Origin of the sequence: Dactylosporangium sp. NPDC050688, assembly GCF_040654515.1 — a bacterium.
GTDB lineage: Bacteria > Actinomycetota > Actinomycetes > Mycobacteriales > Micromonosporaceae > Dactylosporangium.
In genome coordinates, this window is record NZ_JBFAIC010000012.1 from 165,505 (window position 1) to 181,814 (window position 16,310).

At 74.8% G+C, this 16,310-nt stretch carries 11 protein-coding genes; 2 read left to right on the top strand and 9 right to left on the bottom strand.

The genetic code is table 11. From position 1 onward, the window contains the following. Positions 1–313: 313 nt before the first annotated feature. The 9 genes from AB0H83_RS14835 to AB0H83_RS14875 are packed head-to-tail and all read right to left on the bottom strand — an operon-like array spanning position 314 to position 12,390. Positions 314–589, bottom strand: a complete 276-nt coding sequence (locus tag AB0H83_RS14835) for an acyl carrier protein (protein ID WP_360092665.1) — start codon at positions 587–589, stop codon at positions 314–316. After that, complete coding sequence (locus AB0H83_RS14840; protein WP_360092668.1) at positions 586–1,461, bottom strand: 3-hydroxyacyl-CoA dehydrogenase family protein; 876 nt, start codon at positions 1,459–1,461, stop codon at positions 586–588. Before AB0H83_RS14840 ends, AB0H83_RS14835 begins: the two co-directional genes overlap by 4 nt. Next, a complete protein-coding gene (locus tag AB0H83_RS14845; protein ID WP_360092671.1) occupies positions 1,458–4,475 on the bottom strand; it encodes a type I polyketide synthase in 3,018 nt (1,005 codons plus the stop codon). The genes AB0H83_RS14840 and AB0H83_RS14845 overlap by 4 nt, the downstream gene beginning before the upstream one ends. Then, positions 4,472–6,946: a non-ribosomal peptide synthetase gene (locus AB0H83_RS14850; RefSeq protein WP_360092674.1), complete on the bottom strand. Its 2,475-nt coding sequence runs from the start codon at positions 6,944–6,946 to the stop codon at positions 4,472–4,474. The genes AB0H83_RS14845 and AB0H83_RS14850 overlap by 4 nt, the downstream gene beginning before the upstream one ends. A 44-nt stretch (positions 6,947–6,990) precedes the next feature. After that, the gene (locus AB0H83_RS14855; protein ID WP_360092677.1) at positions 6,991–8,430 is read right to left on the bottom strand and encodes an FAD-dependent oxidoreductase; all 1,440 of its coding nucleotides are present in this window, start codon (positions 8,428–8,430) and stop codon (positions 6,991–6,993) included. Beyond that, complete coding sequence (locus tag AB0H83_RS14860) at positions 8,417–9,379, bottom strand: phosphotransferase (protein ID WP_360092680.1); 963 nt, start codon at positions 9,377–9,379, stop codon at positions 8,417–8,419. Before AB0H83_RS14860 ends, AB0H83_RS14855 begins: the two co-directional genes overlap by 14 nt. After that, positions 9,376–10,629 carry a hypothetical protein gene (locus AB0H83_RS14865; protein ID WP_360092683.1) on the bottom strand — a complete coding sequence of 418 codons (1,254 nt, stop codon included), beginning with the start codon at positions 10,627–10,629 and terminating at the stop codon, positions 9,376–9,378. Before AB0H83_RS14865 ends, AB0H83_RS14860 begins: the two co-directional genes overlap by 4 nt. Position 10,630: 1 nt before the next feature. Further along, complete coding sequence (locus AB0H83_RS14870; protein ID WP_360092686.1) at positions 10,631–11,587, bottom strand: transketolase C-terminal domain-containing protein; 957 nt, start codon at positions 11,585–11,587, stop codon at positions 10,631–10,633. Then, positions 11,584–12,390: a transketolase gene (locus AB0H83_RS14875; protein WP_360092688.1), complete on the bottom strand. Its 807-nt coding sequence runs from the start codon at positions 12,388–12,390 to the stop codon at positions 11,584–11,586. Before AB0H83_RS14875 ends, AB0H83_RS14870 begins: the two co-directional genes overlap by 4 nt. 332 nt (positions 12,391–12,722) lie before the next feature. On the opposite strand from AB0H83_RS14875, the gene AB0H83_RS14880 reads away from it, so the two are divergent. Both AB0H83_RS14880 and AB0H83_RS14885 read left to right on the top strand, forming a co-directional pair. Next, on the top strand, positions 12,723–14,993 hold the full coding sequence (locus tag AB0H83_RS14880) for a hypothetical protein (protein ID WP_360092691.1): 2,271 nt from the start codon (positions 12,723–12,725) through the stop codon (positions 14,991–14,993). 29 nt (positions 14,994–15,022) lie between these two features. Then, complete coding sequence (locus AB0H83_RS14885) at positions 15,023–16,297, top strand: ATP-grasp domain-containing protein (RefSeq protein ID WP_360092694.1); 1,275 nt, start codon at positions 15,023–15,025, stop codon at positions 16,295–16,297. Positions 16,298–16,310: the final 13 nt, after the last annotated feature.

Consider the following 16,310-nt stretch of genomic DNA (forward strand, 5'->3'; position numbering starts at 1 on the left):
ACCCTGTGCCCATGATTCGCAGCCCTCCGCTGCGCTCCGGACCGCTCATGCCGTCACCTCCGCTGCGCTCCGGCGCCGGCCTGAGCTCCACCCTGTGCCCATGATTCGCAGCCCTCCGCTGCGCTCCGGACCGCTCATGCCGTCACCTCCGCTGCGCTCCGGCGCCGGCCTGAGCTCCACCCTGAGCCCATGATTCGCAGCCCTCCGCTGCGCTCCGGACCGCTCATGCCGTCACCTCCGCTGCGCTCCGGCGCCGGCCTGAGCCCCACCCTGAGCTGCTGATTCGCAGCCCTCCGCTGCGCTGCGGGCCTACTCATGCGGCGGCCTTGCGCGCGACGAACGCCACGATCGCGTCCACACTGTCGAAGTTGTCGATCTCGAGGTCCTCGTTGTCGACGGTGATCCCGAACTGCCGTTCGAGGTGCGCGAGCAGCTCCACCGCGGCCAGTGAGTCCAGCACACCCCCGGTGAGCAGGCCGTGCTGCTGCAGCAGGGTGGTGTCGTCGACGTAGCGGGCGAGGAACCGGGTCACCGCGGCCCGGACGGTCGCGGCCTGCGTCGTGCCGGCGGCGGTCTGGTTGCTGCTCACGCGGCTGCTCCGTCCGTGGTGTATGAGTAGAAGCCCTGGCCGGTCTTGCGTCCGTGCTGACCGGCGGCGACCATCCGCAGCAGCCGGTCGGACGGGGTGAACCGTTCGGGGCCGTACTGGTCGCGCAGCACGTCGAGGGTCCGTACGACCGTGTCCAGGCCGATGATGTCGGCGGTCCGCAGCGGGCCGGTGCGATGGCCGAGGCAGCCGCGGAACAGCCGGTCGACCTGCTGGGGCGTGGCGACCCCGTCGTCGAGCAACGCGGCGGCCTCGTTGATGAAGATCATCAGGCAGCGGTTGATGACGAAGCCTGCCGCGTCGGCGACCACGACAGACTCCTTGCCGAACTGGCCGAGGATCTCCAGCAGCCGGTCCAGCGCCCATTGGGCGACGTACGGGGTGCGGACCACCTCGACCATCGTCGACGTGGCGACCGGGTTCATGAAGTGCGCCCCGATGACCCGTTCGGGGTGCCCGGTCGCCAGTGCCAGGTCGGAGATCGGCACCGCGGAGGTGTTGACGGCGACGACGGCCGTCGCCGGCAGGACCGCGTCGAGCCGCTGGTGGACCGACCGCTTCACCGCCGGGTCCTCGGTGACGTTCTCGATCACGAGGTCGCAGCCGGCGAGTTCGGTGAGCTCGCCGGTGAGCCGGGCCTGGCGGGCCGGCCCGGGCCGGCCCGGGCCGGCGGCCCCGGTCAGCCGGGCCAGCCGTCCCGCCGCCGCGATGCGGTGCATCGCCTCGTCCAGCGCCGCGGGATCGGTGTCCTGCAGGACCGTGTCGATGCCACGCGCGGTCAGAGCATGGGCGAGACTGGCGCCCATGACGCCGGCGCCGACGACGCCGACAGTGGTGGTGGTGGTGGTGTTCATCGTGAGGGCTCCCCGCTCCGGTGCTGCCATGCCGTGATCTGCCGCGCCATGCCGCTGAGCGTCGACTCCTCGAACACCGTGATGGCGGGCACGTCGATCCCAAGGCGCTGCTCGATGCCGGCGATGAGCTGGACGCTCATCATCGAGTCACCGCCGAGCTCGAAGAAGTCGTCGGCCGGGCGGATGCCGGTGGCGCCGAGGATCGCCTCCCACAGCTGCGCCAGCACGGCTTCCAGGCCGTCGCCGGCGGTGACACCGGCCGCACCGGACGTCGTGGCGGCGCCGGTGGCCCCGGCCGGTGTCACCGGGCCGGCGCCGGCCCCGGCGACCAGCGTCACCGGCACCGCGGCCACGCCGATGCCGCCGATGCCGCCGATGCCGTCGGTGACGGCGAACCGGCGCTCGTCCGCCGCCGTTGCCGGCAGCGAGGCGCGGCGGGGTGCCGGCGAACGGCGCAACGGCCGCAGGTCCGGTTCGGCGCCGGCCTGCCAGAGCTGGCCCAGGCAGCGCAGGAGCACCACGTCGTCGTGCTCGTTCTGGTACTCCCGGCGCATGCTCGCCACCACCGTGCACCGGCCCAGCGCGGCCCGCGCCTGCGTGGCGAGCGTGCGCAGCTGGCCGGGGCCGATCTCCACCAGCACGCCGCACCGCTCGGCGGCCGTGCGCAGCGCGTCGCTGAACAGCACCGGTGAGGTCAGCTGCCGCTGCCAGTAGCCGGGATCGCTCAGCTCGTCCACGGCCCAGTTCCCGGTCAGGTTGGCGATGACCGGCAGGCCGGGCCGGGCGGGCCCGATCTCGGCGACCAGCTGCGCCAGCCGGGCGCCGGCGTCGCGCAGCAACGGAGTGTGGAAGGCGTGCCGGCTGGGCAGCAGCCGGCCGTGCAGGCCGCGCCGCTCGAGCCGGTCGGCCACGTCGAGGACGGCCGCCCTGGCGCCGGCGAGCACGCAGCTGCGCGGCGAGTTCACCGCCGCCAGCCACACCTCGTCGCCGGTGAACTCGTCGGCCTGCTCGCGGCCGAGACCGACGGCGAGCATGGCGCCCTCCGGTTGCTCGGCGACCAGCGCGGCCCGCCGCACGACGATCCGCAGGGCGTCCTGCTCGGTGAACACGCCCGCCACGGTGGCGGCGACCAGCTCGCCGAGACTGTGCCCGGTGACGGCGGCCGGGTGGATGCCGAGGCCCTGCAGAGACCGGGCGAGCGTCAGCTGCACCGAGAACAGCACCGCGTGCGCCACCAGCGGGTCGGACAACAGGCTGTCCTGTGCGCGGCTGCCGTCGACCAGCCGGCGCAGGTCGAGCGCCGCACCGCCGGCCGGCCTGCTGACGGGCCGCAGCGCGCCGCGCAGGTCGCGGCCGAGGAGGTCGCCGCAGGTGCCGAGGTACTGTTCGAGCCGCCGGCCGAAGTCGGGGAGCAGCTCCGCGAGCCCCGCACCCATGCCCTGGTAGTGGTCGCCGACGCCGGGGAACACGAAGCACACGTCGCCGCCGGTCGGCTCGACCGGGGTCCTGGCGTCGGCGAGGTCGGCGACGAGGCCGGCGCGGTCATGGCCGACCGCGATCCGGCGGTACCGGCGGTGCCGGCGGCCGGTCTGCGACACGTCGGCGGCCTCCGCCGGGGTCACCTCCCCGGCCTCGATCGCCGTGCGCCATGCCGAGGCGGTGCGCTCGACCGCGCCGGCGGAATGGGCGGACAGCAGCACCAGCGCGGGCCGCTCCGGTTGCGGTTCCGGGCGCACCGGCGGCGCCGGTGGCTCCTCGACGATCACGTGGACGTTCGTGCCACCCAGCCCGAACGCGCTGACGCCGGCCAGCCGGGGGCCGGCGGTGGGCCAGGGCTGCGCGAGACGTGCCAGCGACAGGCCGGTCTCGCTCCGGCCGACGTACTGCGCGGGCAGCCCGACATGCAGCGTCGGCGGGATCCGCCCGGTCCGCACGCTGTACACCGCGCGGACGAAGCCGGCCAGGCCCGCCGCTTCCCGGAGATGGCCGACGGCGGACTTCACCGAGCCGACCAGCACCCGGTCCCGCCGGCCGTAGACGGCGCTGAGCGCGGCCCATTCGACGGCGTCGCCCAGCGGTGTGCCGGAGCCGTGCGCCTCGACCGCGCCGACCTCGTCGGGGTCAACCTGGGCGAACAGCAGCGCATCGCGGATGACCCGCTCCTGGGATGCCGCGTTCACCATGGCGTAGCCGCTCTTGGCGCCGTCGTTGTTCACCGCCGAGCCACGCACGACGGCGTCCACCCGGTCACCGTCGGCCGTCGCGTCGTCGAGCCGTTTGAGCACGACAGCGATCACGCCGTCGCCGGCGACGCCGCCGCCGGCCCGGGCCGAGAAGGCGCGGCAGTAGCCGTCGTGTGAGCCGATGCCACCGTCGTAGTGCAGGTAGCCGTACTCGTCAGGCACGCGGACGGTGCTCACGCCGGCGACGGCGATGTCGCAGTCGTAGGCGGCCAGCGCCTGGACGGCCTGATGCAGCGCGAGCAGGCCGGTCGAGCACGCCGACTGCACGGCCAGGGCAGGGCCGCGCAGGCCGAGACGGTAGGCCACCTTCGTCCCGCCGTGGCCGTTGCCGTGGCCGATCTCGAGGGCCATCTCGTCGGCCGGTTCGCCGCGGGCGGCCAGGACCGCGCGCACCAGTTCCTCGTGGCGGTTGCGGCCGATGCCGGCGAAGACGCCGACCCGGCCGGCGTCGGCGCCGGGCACGACACAGGCGTCCTCCAACGCCTGGTGCACGGTGCTCAGCAGCAGCCGGTGCTGGGGGTCGGTGGTCAGCGCCTCCTTGGGTGACATGCCGAACAGCGCCGGGTCGAAGTCGTAGACCCCGTCGATGCGGCCGGAGGCGCCGACCCAGCGCGGGTCGTCGAGCAGCGCGTCCGCGACGATGCCGCGCAGCTGCCCGGGGGGCATGCGGGTGATCCCGTCCCGGCCGCGGAGCAGGTTGTCCCAGTAGACCGGCAGGCGGTCGGCGCCCGGCACGCGCCCCGCCATGCCGATGACGGCGATGCCGGTCATCGTGGCGGCTGCCGGTCGCGGGCACCGGCGGCGGCAGCCCGCGCGGCGAGGTGGTCCGCCCGCCGCGCGACCGCCGACGCCGCGGCGGCGCCGTGGTCCGCCGGTGGCTGGCCGCTGTCGCCCGCCCCCTCCGGGCCGCCGTCGACGAGCCGTTCCTGGGCGCGGATCGTGGGCGCGGCCAGCAGCGCGGCCAGGTCGACCGCGACGCCGAACTCGTCCTCGATCGCCGCGCGCAGCAGCAGGACGCGCAGCGAGTCGCCGCCCAGTGCGGTGTAGTCGTCGTCGACGCCGATGTCGGGCAGCTGCAGGATGCGCCGCCACACCCGTACGAGGCCGTGCTGGGTCGCGGTGCGGGCCGGGGCGGCGGCCGGCAGCCCTTCGGGGCGGGCGCGCTGCGGCAGGCGCAGCGACGCGCGGTCGATCTTTCCGCTGGACAGCTGGGGCAGTTTCACCACCCGGGCGAAGTGCCGCGGCACCATGAAGGCCGGGATCCGCTCGGCCAGGAAGGCCCGCAGCCCGCGCTCGTCGAGCGACGGGTCGGCGGACACCACGAACGCCACGAGGACGGCGCCCTGCTCGGGATCGGGGTAGCCGACCACCGCGGCCTGGTGCACCTGTGGGTGCTCCACGATCCACGACTCGACCTCGGTGGGCTCGACCCGCTGACCGCGCACCTTCACCTGCAGGTCGGCGCGCCCGCGGTACTCGAGGCTGCCGTCGGGGAGGTGGCGCGCCAGGTCGCCGGTGCGGAACAGCACCGGTGCCATCGGGTCGCCGAACGGGTTGGGCACGAACCGTTGCGCGGTCCGCTCCGGGTCGCCGTGGTAACCGTCGGCGAGCCCGGGGCCGCCGGTCCAGATCTCCCCGGGCAGCCCGGGCGGGACCAGCCGCCCGTGCTCGTCGCAGAGGTACACCCGCATGTCCAGCGGGGTGCCGATCACGGACACGTCGTCGGGCACGCCGACCGGGGCGCCCTGACGGTGGGTGACGTAGTCGGCCTCGGTCAGCGTGTAGGTGTTGTGCAGCTCGACACCGAACGAGCGGACCCGCTCCTCCAGGCCGCGGTGCAGCGCCTCGCCGCCGACGAACAGGTGCCGCAGCGTGCGGCAGCGGGCGAAGGTGGGGTTGGCGGCGAGCGCCTGCAGCATCGACGGCACGGCGCTCATCACCGTGATCCCTTCGCGGTCGATGAGCTCCGCGAGGTACCGGTCGTCGCGTTCGCCGCCGGGACGGGCCACCACCGCGGTGCCACCGGTGCACAGCGGCCAGAAGACCTCGCGTGCGCTGATGGTCATCTTCAGCAGGTGCCGGTCCGACGCGCCGAGCCGGTACATGCCCTGTTCGAGGAAGATGCGGGAGGTGTGCAGCCGGTGCGGGCGCAGCACGCCCTTGGGGGTGCCGGTCGAGCCGGACGTGAACAGGATGTAGGCCGGGCTCTCCGCGCCGACGAGCACGTCCGGCGCGCCGCGGGCGCCGGGCTCGTCCGGCTGCGGCACCGCCGGGAACGCCAGCTGCGGCAGCCCGGTCTCCAGCGGCACCGCCCCGGGACCGGACAGCAGCAGCCGCACGCCGCTGACGTCGAGGAACTGCCGCTGCCGGCCGGCGGGGAAGACCGGGTCGAGGTAGACGAAGACGCCGCCGGCCTTGAGGACCGCGATCAGGGCGACGAACAGCCCGAGGCACCGCTCGCCGCCGACACCGACCGCGTCGCCGGGCCGGACGCCGGCCTCGACCAGCCGGTGGGCCAGCCGGTTCGAGGCCTGATCCAGCTCGCGGTAGGTCAACCGGTCCTCGTCCATGACGAGCGCATCGGCGTCCGGCGTCCGCCACGCCTGCAGCATGAACAGCTGATGCAGGGTGATCGGCGGATAGGCCGGCAGCGCGGCCGGGGTCCCGCCGTTGATCACGCGCTCCGCGGCGGTCAGGATGTCGAGCCCGGCGAGCGGCGCCGCGTCCGGTGCGCTGAGCTGCTCGGCCAGCCGGCCGAGGTGACCGGCGATGGTCGCCACCGTGGTGTCCGGGTAGACACCGGGATCCCACCTGGCGGTGATGCCGTCGGGTCCGGCGCTCCACAGCAGGTCCGCCGACGGCGCGGCGTCCGGGCCGGTGGTGACGTGCATCGCGGGCAGGTGCGCTGCCGCGGGATCGGGGCTGCCGGTGGTGACCTCGGCGAGGACGTCCGCCCAGGTGACGGTGAGCGGGTCGGCGTCGAGCAGGACGCGGGCGGCGCCGGGCGACCCGCAGCCCGGATCCGCGGAGAGCCGGCAGGGCGCGCCGTACCGGTGGACCAGCACGGCCAGCAGCCCCGCCAGCAGCCTGGCAGCCGGTGCACCACTGGCCGGGCTGCCGGCCGGACCGCCGGCCGGGTCGGGCGCCGCACGGCAGAGGCGCGACCAGCCCGGGGCGTCCCACGTGCGCTGGCGGGCGGTGCCGCCACCGCGGCCGGACAGGTGCGAGGGCAGGCGGAGCATGGCGTCCTTTCGTTGCAAGGGTGGTCCGGGCGTGCTGTGCCGGGTCAGCGCAGGATCGACTCGGCCGTGACGACGCCGGTCGCCGCGCCGTAGGTCACGCCGATGATCTTCGAGGAGCAGTCGCCGGCGAAGTACAGACCGGCCGCGCTGCTCTGCAGGTCGTCGGAGAGCTCGACGGCCGGGAACAGCCGCTCGACGACCGGGGCGGCCACGACGGTGGCCGGGCCGACCAGGCCGGGGGTGAGGTCCTCCATCCGGTCGACCATGCCGGCGATGTCCGCCACCCGTTGCGGGCCCAGCGAGGCCGCGAGGTCACCCTGGATGGCCTGGACCAGACTGGACCCGGGCGGCTGGGGCACCCGGCCCCGGCCGAGCAGCTCCAGCAGCGGCTGCACGACCGGCCCGCCGGCACCGGCCGCGTTGACCCTGCGGGCGAAGTCCAGCGCGTACTCGGAGCCGTCGCCGCCGGCCGGCACGTCGATCGTGGTGACGATGCCGAAGTTCGTCCGTTGCGTCGGCGTGGTCAGGCAGTGCTGGCCGTCCAGCACGACGGTGTCGAGGAAGGCGTACTGCATCATCCGGCCGCCCTCGCAGACGCAGAACGTGCGCACCGGCTCGCCTTGCTCGTTGAGGTAGGTGAGCTTCGGGTTGTGGCACGAGGCGGTGAGCGGCGCGACGATCTCCCGCGGTGCCTCCAGGCGCACCCCGAGGTCCACGCGGCTGCTGGGCCGGTACGCCACGGCGTTGTCGTCGAGCACCGAGCGCACGAACCGCAGCCCCAGCTTGCCCACGGCGACGACGACGTTGCGGGCGAGCAGGTCGGCTCCGCCGGCCGACACCTGCCAGGTGCCGTCGGCCCGGCGGCGCACCCGCTCGGCGCGGGCGCCCAGCCGCAGGCGCAGGCCGTGGGCGAGCGCGTCGGCGAGCAGGTTGTCCACGACGGTGAGCGCGTCATCGACGGTGATCGCCTGCGAGAACGCCTCGTCGGCCAGGACGAAGCCGGCGCGGCCCGGGCGCCCGCCCGGCTCCTTCGGGTCGTGCCCTTCCGCCCGCGCGGGCGGCAGCCCGAACCGGTACATGACCTCGTACGCGTCGGCGACGGCCCGCGCCGCGCGGTCGAAGTCGCCGAGGGCCCGTTCGAGCCCGCTGTACGTGCGGAAGCCGCCCTTGCCGTCGTGCTCGACCTTGGTGCGGGACAGCCCCTGCACGTAGCCGAGGTTCGTGTCGAAGTGGAACGCCGCCCCGCCCAGCCCGGTCAGGCAGTCGCAGCGCTGGCACTGCAGGCGGAACTTCTCCGCGGGGCGCACGTTGCGGCCCTGCATGCGGGCGGTGACCTTGCCGCAGAGGCTGGCCCGCATGTCGCCGCCCGTTTCGAGCAGCGTGACGCCCGCCCCGCCGACGGCCAGGCGCCAGGCGGCGAACAGGCCCGCCGGGCCGCCGCCGATCACGATCGCGTCCTGAACCCCGGCGTCAGCTTCCGTCATGACCGTCTCCGTCCCAGGTCGGTGCCTCGGCCTCGAACCGCTCGGCGAACGGCCCGTAGTACAGGTGCGCGGTCGGCCGGCCCTGCTGCTCGATCCGCCGGATCATCCAGCGGCAGAACAGCGGGGTGAGCCGGACGAGCGCCGCCACGCTGGTGCCGGTCAGCCCGGCGTAGCGGCGCAGCGCCAGATCGGCGGCGCTGCGAAACGGGTTGCGCTCGTGGAAGACCCGGTCGTAGAGCCGGTCGAAGCCCTGCTCGCGGTAGTCCGGGAACGCCACGAGCGCGGCGGTCAGCACGACGTTGAGCACGTCCAGGGCCGGCAGCCCGACCGGCTGGTAGTCCTCCCAGTCGATGAGGCCGATGCGGCCGTCCGCGGCCACCCGCAGGTTCCACGGGCCGAGGTCGCCGTGGGTGGGGCCGATCGCCGCCTCCTCGAGACCGGACAGGGCCGCCGGCGGCAGCGTGTCGAGGTCGGGCAGGTAGGTCCGGGCGACGTCGGCGGCGGTGCGGCCGGTGGCCGGCGGGCCGGCGCGGTGCAGGTCGGCCGCCAGGGCGAGCGCGTCACCGAGCAGCGCCGGCCAGCCCGGCGCCGGGGTGTCGCGCATGACGTCCGGGAAGTCGCGCGCCGGCACGAACGTCATGACGAAGCCGCGGTCGAGCCGGTGGACCGGCCGGGGCCGGGCCGCCACCACCGCGGGCAGCCTCGACAAGATCGAGCACTCCCGGTCGACCATGGTGTCGGCCGGGTCGAGCGGGATCTTGGCGACGAACCGCGCCCGGCCGTCCACAGTGGACTCGACGAACAACCGCTGTCGCTGTTTGCGTTCGCTGTGCGGGGTCCAGGTCCGCATCGTGACCGCCTCGGGCCCGACGCCGTGCAGCCGCCGGTGCAGGGCCACCAGCGACGCCGCGCCGCGCGCCGCGGCCGGGTGCTGCTCCACGGCCGTCATCGCGCCAGCTCCGTGCCGGCCGGCGCCCGGAACACCTGCGCGAGCAGCTCGGTGAAGGCCGGTCCGTCGAAGAGCGCGCGCAGCTGCCCGACACCCGACGAGACGTGCCTGGGACCGAGGGCCAGGAACGCCTCGATCCGCTCGTTCATGCCCCGGCGGAACCGCCGGTACGCGGCGGCGTCCTCCAGCAGCCGGCCGACCTGGGCGATGATCGCCGTGGTCCCCTTGTAGTCGTGATCGGGAACGTGGTAGCCGTCGATCAGGTCGGCGAAGCGGGCCGCGGTCTGCTCGAACACCGTGCCGTGCAGGCTCCGCAGGTTGACGATGTGCCCGTAGTGCTGCTCGGGCAGCGCCATCGGCAGCCGCTGCAGCAGCGTCGCCTCGTGGATCGCGGTGAGGCCCGGGGTGAGCAGGCAGTGCCGGGCGGACGCGAGCGCCCGGACGAAGGCCCGGTGCGGCAGGCACCGCAGCTGCGCACTCCGGGCGCCGGCGGTGACGGTGCGCTGGCGGTTGTCGGCGTAGCCGCCGCCGGCGACGAGCACCCGCTCGAACCGCGGCCAGTCGGCGAGCAGGTCGGGCACCCAGCGCGCGAACAGGTGCAGGTACTCGTTGTGGTGTTCGTAGTCCAGCAGGAAGTTCTTGAAGCCGCCGAGTCCGAGCAGCAGGTCGACGGGTTCGTGCGGGGTTGCGGCGCCCTCGGCGATGGCGGGCTCGTCCACGATCGACCCGGTGATGTGCATCCGCTCGACCCCGAGCCGGCGGGCCTCCTCGACCCGCTCCCGCACGCCGGGGAAGTTCTGCACCGCCGAGACGTCGGCCAGGACGTGGCCGGCGTACTTCCGCTCGTGCGGCGACAGCCCGCCGAGGTGCCGCTCCAGGCTGCCGGGACCGTCGCGGCGGACCTGCCGGCACGCCTCGACGATGTGCGCGGCTCCGGAGGGCAGCCGCCAGAACGCGAAGAGGCTGTCGACGAACATGACCGGGCGGCCGGCGGCGAAGGCCCGGAACACCAGGTCGGCGTCCATCACCGCGACGACGTGGTCGCTTCCGGCGAGGGCCCGGTCGAGGACGCCGGGACCGGCCTCGGTGTCGATGATGTCGTCGAAGGCGTCGGCGTTGCGGGTGGCGAACTGCGCCGCGACCGTCGCGCCGGCGAACGTGCGGTGGTGCGGCGCGAGCGCCCGCGACACCGCGGTCAGTTTGGCGACCGGGCCGAAGCCTGAGCTGGCGGCCCCGAGGAGGATACGCACGTCAGCACTCCCTGCGCAGTGGATCTGACTCGATGAGCGCCCGCGCGACGGCCGGCGCGTCGATGCCGTAGAAGCGGAACAGCCCGGCCCGGTCGGCGACGGGAGCGGGCCGGTGGTCCACGGCGAGGGGGACCAGCCGGCCGGTCCAGCGACCGGCGAGCGCCAGCGCGGTGTGCGCGGCCAGGCCGCCGGCCGCGTAGTGGTCCTCCACGGTGATGACCACACCGGCGCCGCCGGCGATCCGCCGCACCGCGGCCTGCGGGAACGGTGCGACCGCCGTCAATGCGAGGACCTGGGCCGTCGCCCCCTGCGGACCGGCGATCTCGACGGCCCGCAGCGCCTCGGCGACGGTGGCGCCGGCGGCGACGACGACGGCGCCCGGGCCGGCGCCGAGGACCGCCGGCTCGTCGATGTGGAACCGCTGCGCCGGGTCGTGCACGACCGGCTCCTCGCGGGCGCTCAGCCGCACGTACGCCGGGCCGGACCCGGCGACGGACTCGGCCACGGCCCACGCCGCGTCGTGCACGTCCGCCGGGCAGAAGACCCGCATCCCGGGCATCGCCGCCGCGGCACCGAGGTCCTCGGCGGCGTGATGGGTCGCGCCGAGGGTGCCGTAGCTCAGCCCGCCGCCGACGCCCAGCAGCGTCACGTCGAGTGCGGCGCCGCAGACGTCGATGCGCAGCTGTTCCGCGGCGCGGCGGATCAGGAACGGGGCCATCGCCGCGACCACGACCCGGTGGCCGGCACGGGCGAGCCCCGACGCGACCCCCACGAGGTTCGCCTCGGCGATGCCGACGTCGAAGAAGCGGCGCGGGTACCGGCGCTGGAACGGCATGGTGAGCGCTCTGGCGTCGGCGGCCAGCACCACGAGGTCGGGGTGCCGCTCGCCGAGCTCGGCGAGCAGCTCGGCCACGACCGGGCGCATGCTGCGCGTGGCCTGCGCGATGGTGCCGGTCACCGGTGCACCGCGCCGTCGACGGCGGCGAGCGCCGCGCTGAGCTGGTCGGGGCTGAGACTGCCCACGTGCCAGTCGAGGCTGTGCTCCATGAACGGGACTCCTTTGCCCTTGACCGTCGCGGCGAGGATCACGCTCGGCCGGCCCGCCGCGTCGGCCGCCGCGCCGAGCCGGGCGTGCAGCGCGGTCGTGTCGTGCCCGTCCACGGTCATCACGCGCCAGCCGAACGCCCGCCACTTCTCGTCCAGCGGCGTGAGGTCGAGCACCTCCGCGGTACGGCCCTCCTGCTGCAGCCCGTTGACGTCGACGACGGCGGTCAGCGAGCTGAGCCGGCTGTGCGCGGCGAACATGGCCGCCTCCCAGACCGATCCCTCGTTGAGCTCGCCGTCGCCGAGGACCACGAAGGTGCGCCGGCGGGAGCCGTGCAGCCGCGCCGCCGCGGCGTACCCCGCCCCGATCGACAGGCCGTGGCCGAGGGCGCCGGTGGCGGCGTCGACGCCGGGCATGCCCTCGCAGGGGTGCCCGGCAAGCCGCTCGCCGTCGCCGACGTCGAGCACACCGACCTCGCCGAGGACGGCGTAGAGCGCCCACACGGCATGGCCCTTGCTGAGGATCAGCCGGTCACGGTCGGGGTCGCCGACGTTCGCCGGGCTCAGCGCGATATCGCGGACGAGCGCCGCCAGGATGTCGATGACCGACAGCGAGGATCCGAGATGCACCGGTTGATGTGCCGCCAGCCGGAGCACGGTTCGGCGGGCACGCTGCGCGAGCGCCGCGGTGCCCGCCGGGCGGGAGCCCATACCCATCTCTCAAAGCCAATCTTTCGATACTCGTGCGGCGCCGTGGTGCGGACTTCTCAATCCACCGGCGCCACCGCAGAAGATTCCATGAAGCGACGCGAAACGGTCGGTGAGAAATGGTGGTACTGCCTGCCAGTCCACAACTCTCCACGCCATAAAAGAACCTATTCACCGGCAAATCGGGCACGGTGCGGCCCCGGTTGACCTTGCGGGTACCGCGCTTCTCAATCACGATGAACACGCCCTGGTGCATTCGCGCCCGCCGCGATCACAACTGCATCAGGGCACTGAGTCCGGGATTTACGCCGGTTCGGAGAGGTCGTTTCGCTGTGCCAAACATGCGCGTTCCGGTGTCGTGGCTGAATGCATTTCTGGATCGCGAGCTCACCGCCCGGCAGCTCGACGACCTCCTCGGCGACGCGGGGCTGTACGTCTGGTCGGTGGAGCGCCCCGGGGTGCTCAACGCCGCGGTCGTCGCCGGCCGCGTCGAGCGCGCGCCGGACGACCCGGGGACACTCACCGTCGCGCTGCCCACCGCCGAACGGGTGCACGTGCCCGCGACCGCCGGCCCGGTGCCGCCGGCCGGCACGATGGTTGCCGTGGCGCTTGCCGGAGCGCAGCTGTACGCCCCGGACGCGACGTCGCCCGCCGCGAACGGCATGACCCGGGTCCGTGCCCGTGCCGGTACCGTCGGACAACTGTGCGGCCCCGCCGAACTCGGCCTCGGTGCCGGGACCGGTGTCCAGACGCTGCCTGCGCACGCGACGCCCGGCACGCCGGTCGCCCGGGTGCTGCCCCGCGGGTCGGCGCAGGAGATCCTCAACGTCGACCTGCGCGACGAACTCACCCGTTGCCGCGGACTCTGGGGCCTCGCGCAGGACATCCGCCACCGCACCGGTGCCGGGCCCGCGGCCGACGTGCCGCCCCCGCGACCCGGCCCCGCACAGCCGCGGCTGACCGTCCTGGCCGCCGGTTGGACGGCTGCCGCCGTGGTCCTGCCGGCCCGAGCTGCTGGAGGACACCGGGCCGGCGGTGACGTCCCACGCCTCGAACGGCACCTGGCGGCCCTCGCCGGGCTGCGGGCCGACGGTGCGGCCGGACCCGCCCTGCCCATCGCCGGCTACGAGTACGGCATGCGGCTCAGCGCCCACCGGCTGCCGTCCGGCGGCCCGGTCACCGCGGTGCTCGGTGATCCTGCCGTGGGCGGCCTCGTCCAACTCGACGGCCTGCCGGTCGGGCTCACGCCGCGGCCGGTCGGCGACGGCGAGCCGGCGGCCGCGGTCCTCGTCCTCGCGGCTGCCCCCACCGACATCGCGTCCGACGGCAACCGCTGCCTGCGGGCGGTGCGCCGCGCGGCGCGACTGCTTGCCCCCGACGCCGGTGACGCGCTCGATGACGCGCTCGCCGCCGCGGCGGTGGCGCACGGGCCCCGCCACCTCCGTCGGGTCTGCGACCTCGACCTCACCGTGGTGACCGCGACCACGGGGCTCGACCTCACCATGGCCCAGTGCTCCGCGCTGCTGGACCGCATCGGCGCCGAGACCCGCGATCACGGCGACGGCCGCGCCACCGTGGCCCTGCCACCGTCCAGAGTGGACCTGCGTGACCGCACCGACCTCGCCGCGGAACTCGTCCGGCTGCACGGCTACCGCAACGTCCGGCCGACCCTCCCCGCCGACCCGGTCCGGCCCGGCACCGACCGCCGGCAGCGCCGCGGCAACGCCGTCCGGCAGGCGATCCACGCCACCGGCAGCCAAGAGGTCGTCACACCCGCTGTGACCGACCTCGCGGCCGCACCGCGGCCCGGCGGGACGGCCGGACCGGCCGGACCGGCCCTGGCCGCGGGCGGACCCGTGCTGCGGCTGGAGGCCGCCGAAGGCGGCGGCACCAAGGCGGTGCGCGCCAGCCTCGTGCCCGGCCTCCTCGCCACGATCGCGGCGCAGCCGGAACAGCCGTGCTCCCGGACGCTGTTCGAGATCGGCCGGGTCATGCGGCCCGGACGGGACGGCTCCGCCGTGCACGAAGCCGACCTCCTCGCGGTCGCCCGGGCCGCCACCGCCGACTGGCAGGCCGACTTCTGGGCCGTGCACGCCGTGGCCCGGGCCGGGCTGCGGGCCTTGGGCATCACCGAGCTGCACACCGAACCGGCCGACGACCCGTGCTGGCACGCCGGCACCGGCGCCCACCTGCTCGCCGGCGGCCGGATCGTCGGCCGGATCGGTCTTGCCGCACAGCAACTGCGCGTCGCCACGGCACGGCAGCCCGTCCGCTGCGTCGCCGCGGAGCTCGACCTCGCCCAGCTGATCGACGGCGAACCGACCGGCGCCACGCTGCCGTCCCGGTTCCCGACCGTGCAGCGGGACGTCAACCTGGTGACACCGGACGGTGTGTCCGCCGCGCAGATCCTGGCGGCCGTCCGCGGCGCCGACCCGCTGCTGCGTACCGCCGAGATCGTCGACGTGTACCACGATCCGCGGCTGGCGCAGCGGGTGCTCACCGTCCGGCTCGTCCTGGCGTCACCGTGGCGGACCCTCGACCGGCAGGAAGCCGCCGACGCGACCGGGCGCATCCTGGCCGCGGCACAACACGCCGGCGCCGACCGCCGCTGAAACCGCACGTCCAACTCCTTGGAGACCTCGTGACCGCACCCACCGACGCCCGCCCGGCCCTGCTGGTCGTCTACGCACCCGGCAGCCCCGCGCCGGACAACCTGCTCGCCAGCCTCACGGGCGCGGTCGAGCCGTGCTTCGTGATGCTCGCCGACTACACCGAAGCCCACGTCCGGGACGCGTTCCCCGAGGCGTTGTGCGTGGAGTCGTCCGCACCCGAGACCGCGGTCCGCTGGGCGCAGGAGCGCGCAGTCGCCGGGATCACCACCTACAGCGAGCTGGCCCTGCCGTTCACCGCCGCGCTCGCGCAGCTGCTCGGTCTTGCGCACCACGACCCCGCCGCCGCCCGCGCCATGACCGACAAGCTCGAGCAACGCCGCCGGCTCGCGGCCGCCGGCGTGCCGACGCCCCGTTTCGCGGAGATCCGCAGCGACGACGACATCGCGCCGGCCGCCGCCGCCGTGGGGTTCCCCGCTGTGCTCAAGCCGCGCCGCGGCATGGGCAGTACGCTGGTCACCCGGGTCGGCGACGAGCACGAACTGCGTGCAGCGGTCGCCGCCGCGCTGCAGCACCGGGCCGGCGACTACCGGGTCCGCGCCGCCGAGCCGGCGCTGCAGCTGGAGGCGGAGCTGCGCGGCGGGTCCTGGCACGACGACGAGCGCTTCGGTGACTACGTCTCGGTCGAGTCGCTCATCGACCACGGCCGGATCGTCCATCTGACGGTGACCGACAAGCTGCCGCTCGTCCCGTCGTTCCGCGAGGCCGGCAACGTCATGCCCAGCAGCCTTGCGCCGGGCCAGCAGGAGGCGGTGCGGGCCACCGCGACGGCGGCGCTGCAGGCACTGGGCGCGTACCACGGCGCCGCGCACACCGAGATCAAGCTGTGCCCCGACGGCCCCCGTGTCATCGAGGTGAACGGGCGGCTCGGCGGCGGGCTGGAGTACCCGATGCGCATGTCCTCGGGCTTCGACCCGGTGCTCGCCATCGCGCTGCTCGCCGTCGGCCGCGGGACCGGCGAGCTTCCCCGGTTCCACCGGCACGCGATGAACTACTGGGTGCCGCCGCCCAGCGGCGCCCACACGGTCACCGCGATCCACGGGCTGGAGCAGGTCCGCGCCATGGACGGCGTGGAGCACATCGCGAAGCTGCACGGGATCGGTGACCGCCTCGACAGCCGGTTCGGCACCGACACCGTGATGATCGTGCTGGCCGCCGCGGCGCACGGCAAAGCACTGCTCGACCTGCGCGACGCCGTCGACGCCACGCTCACCATCGACTACGAGCCGGCGCCGGATCCGAGCTGACCGGCGCCGGCCG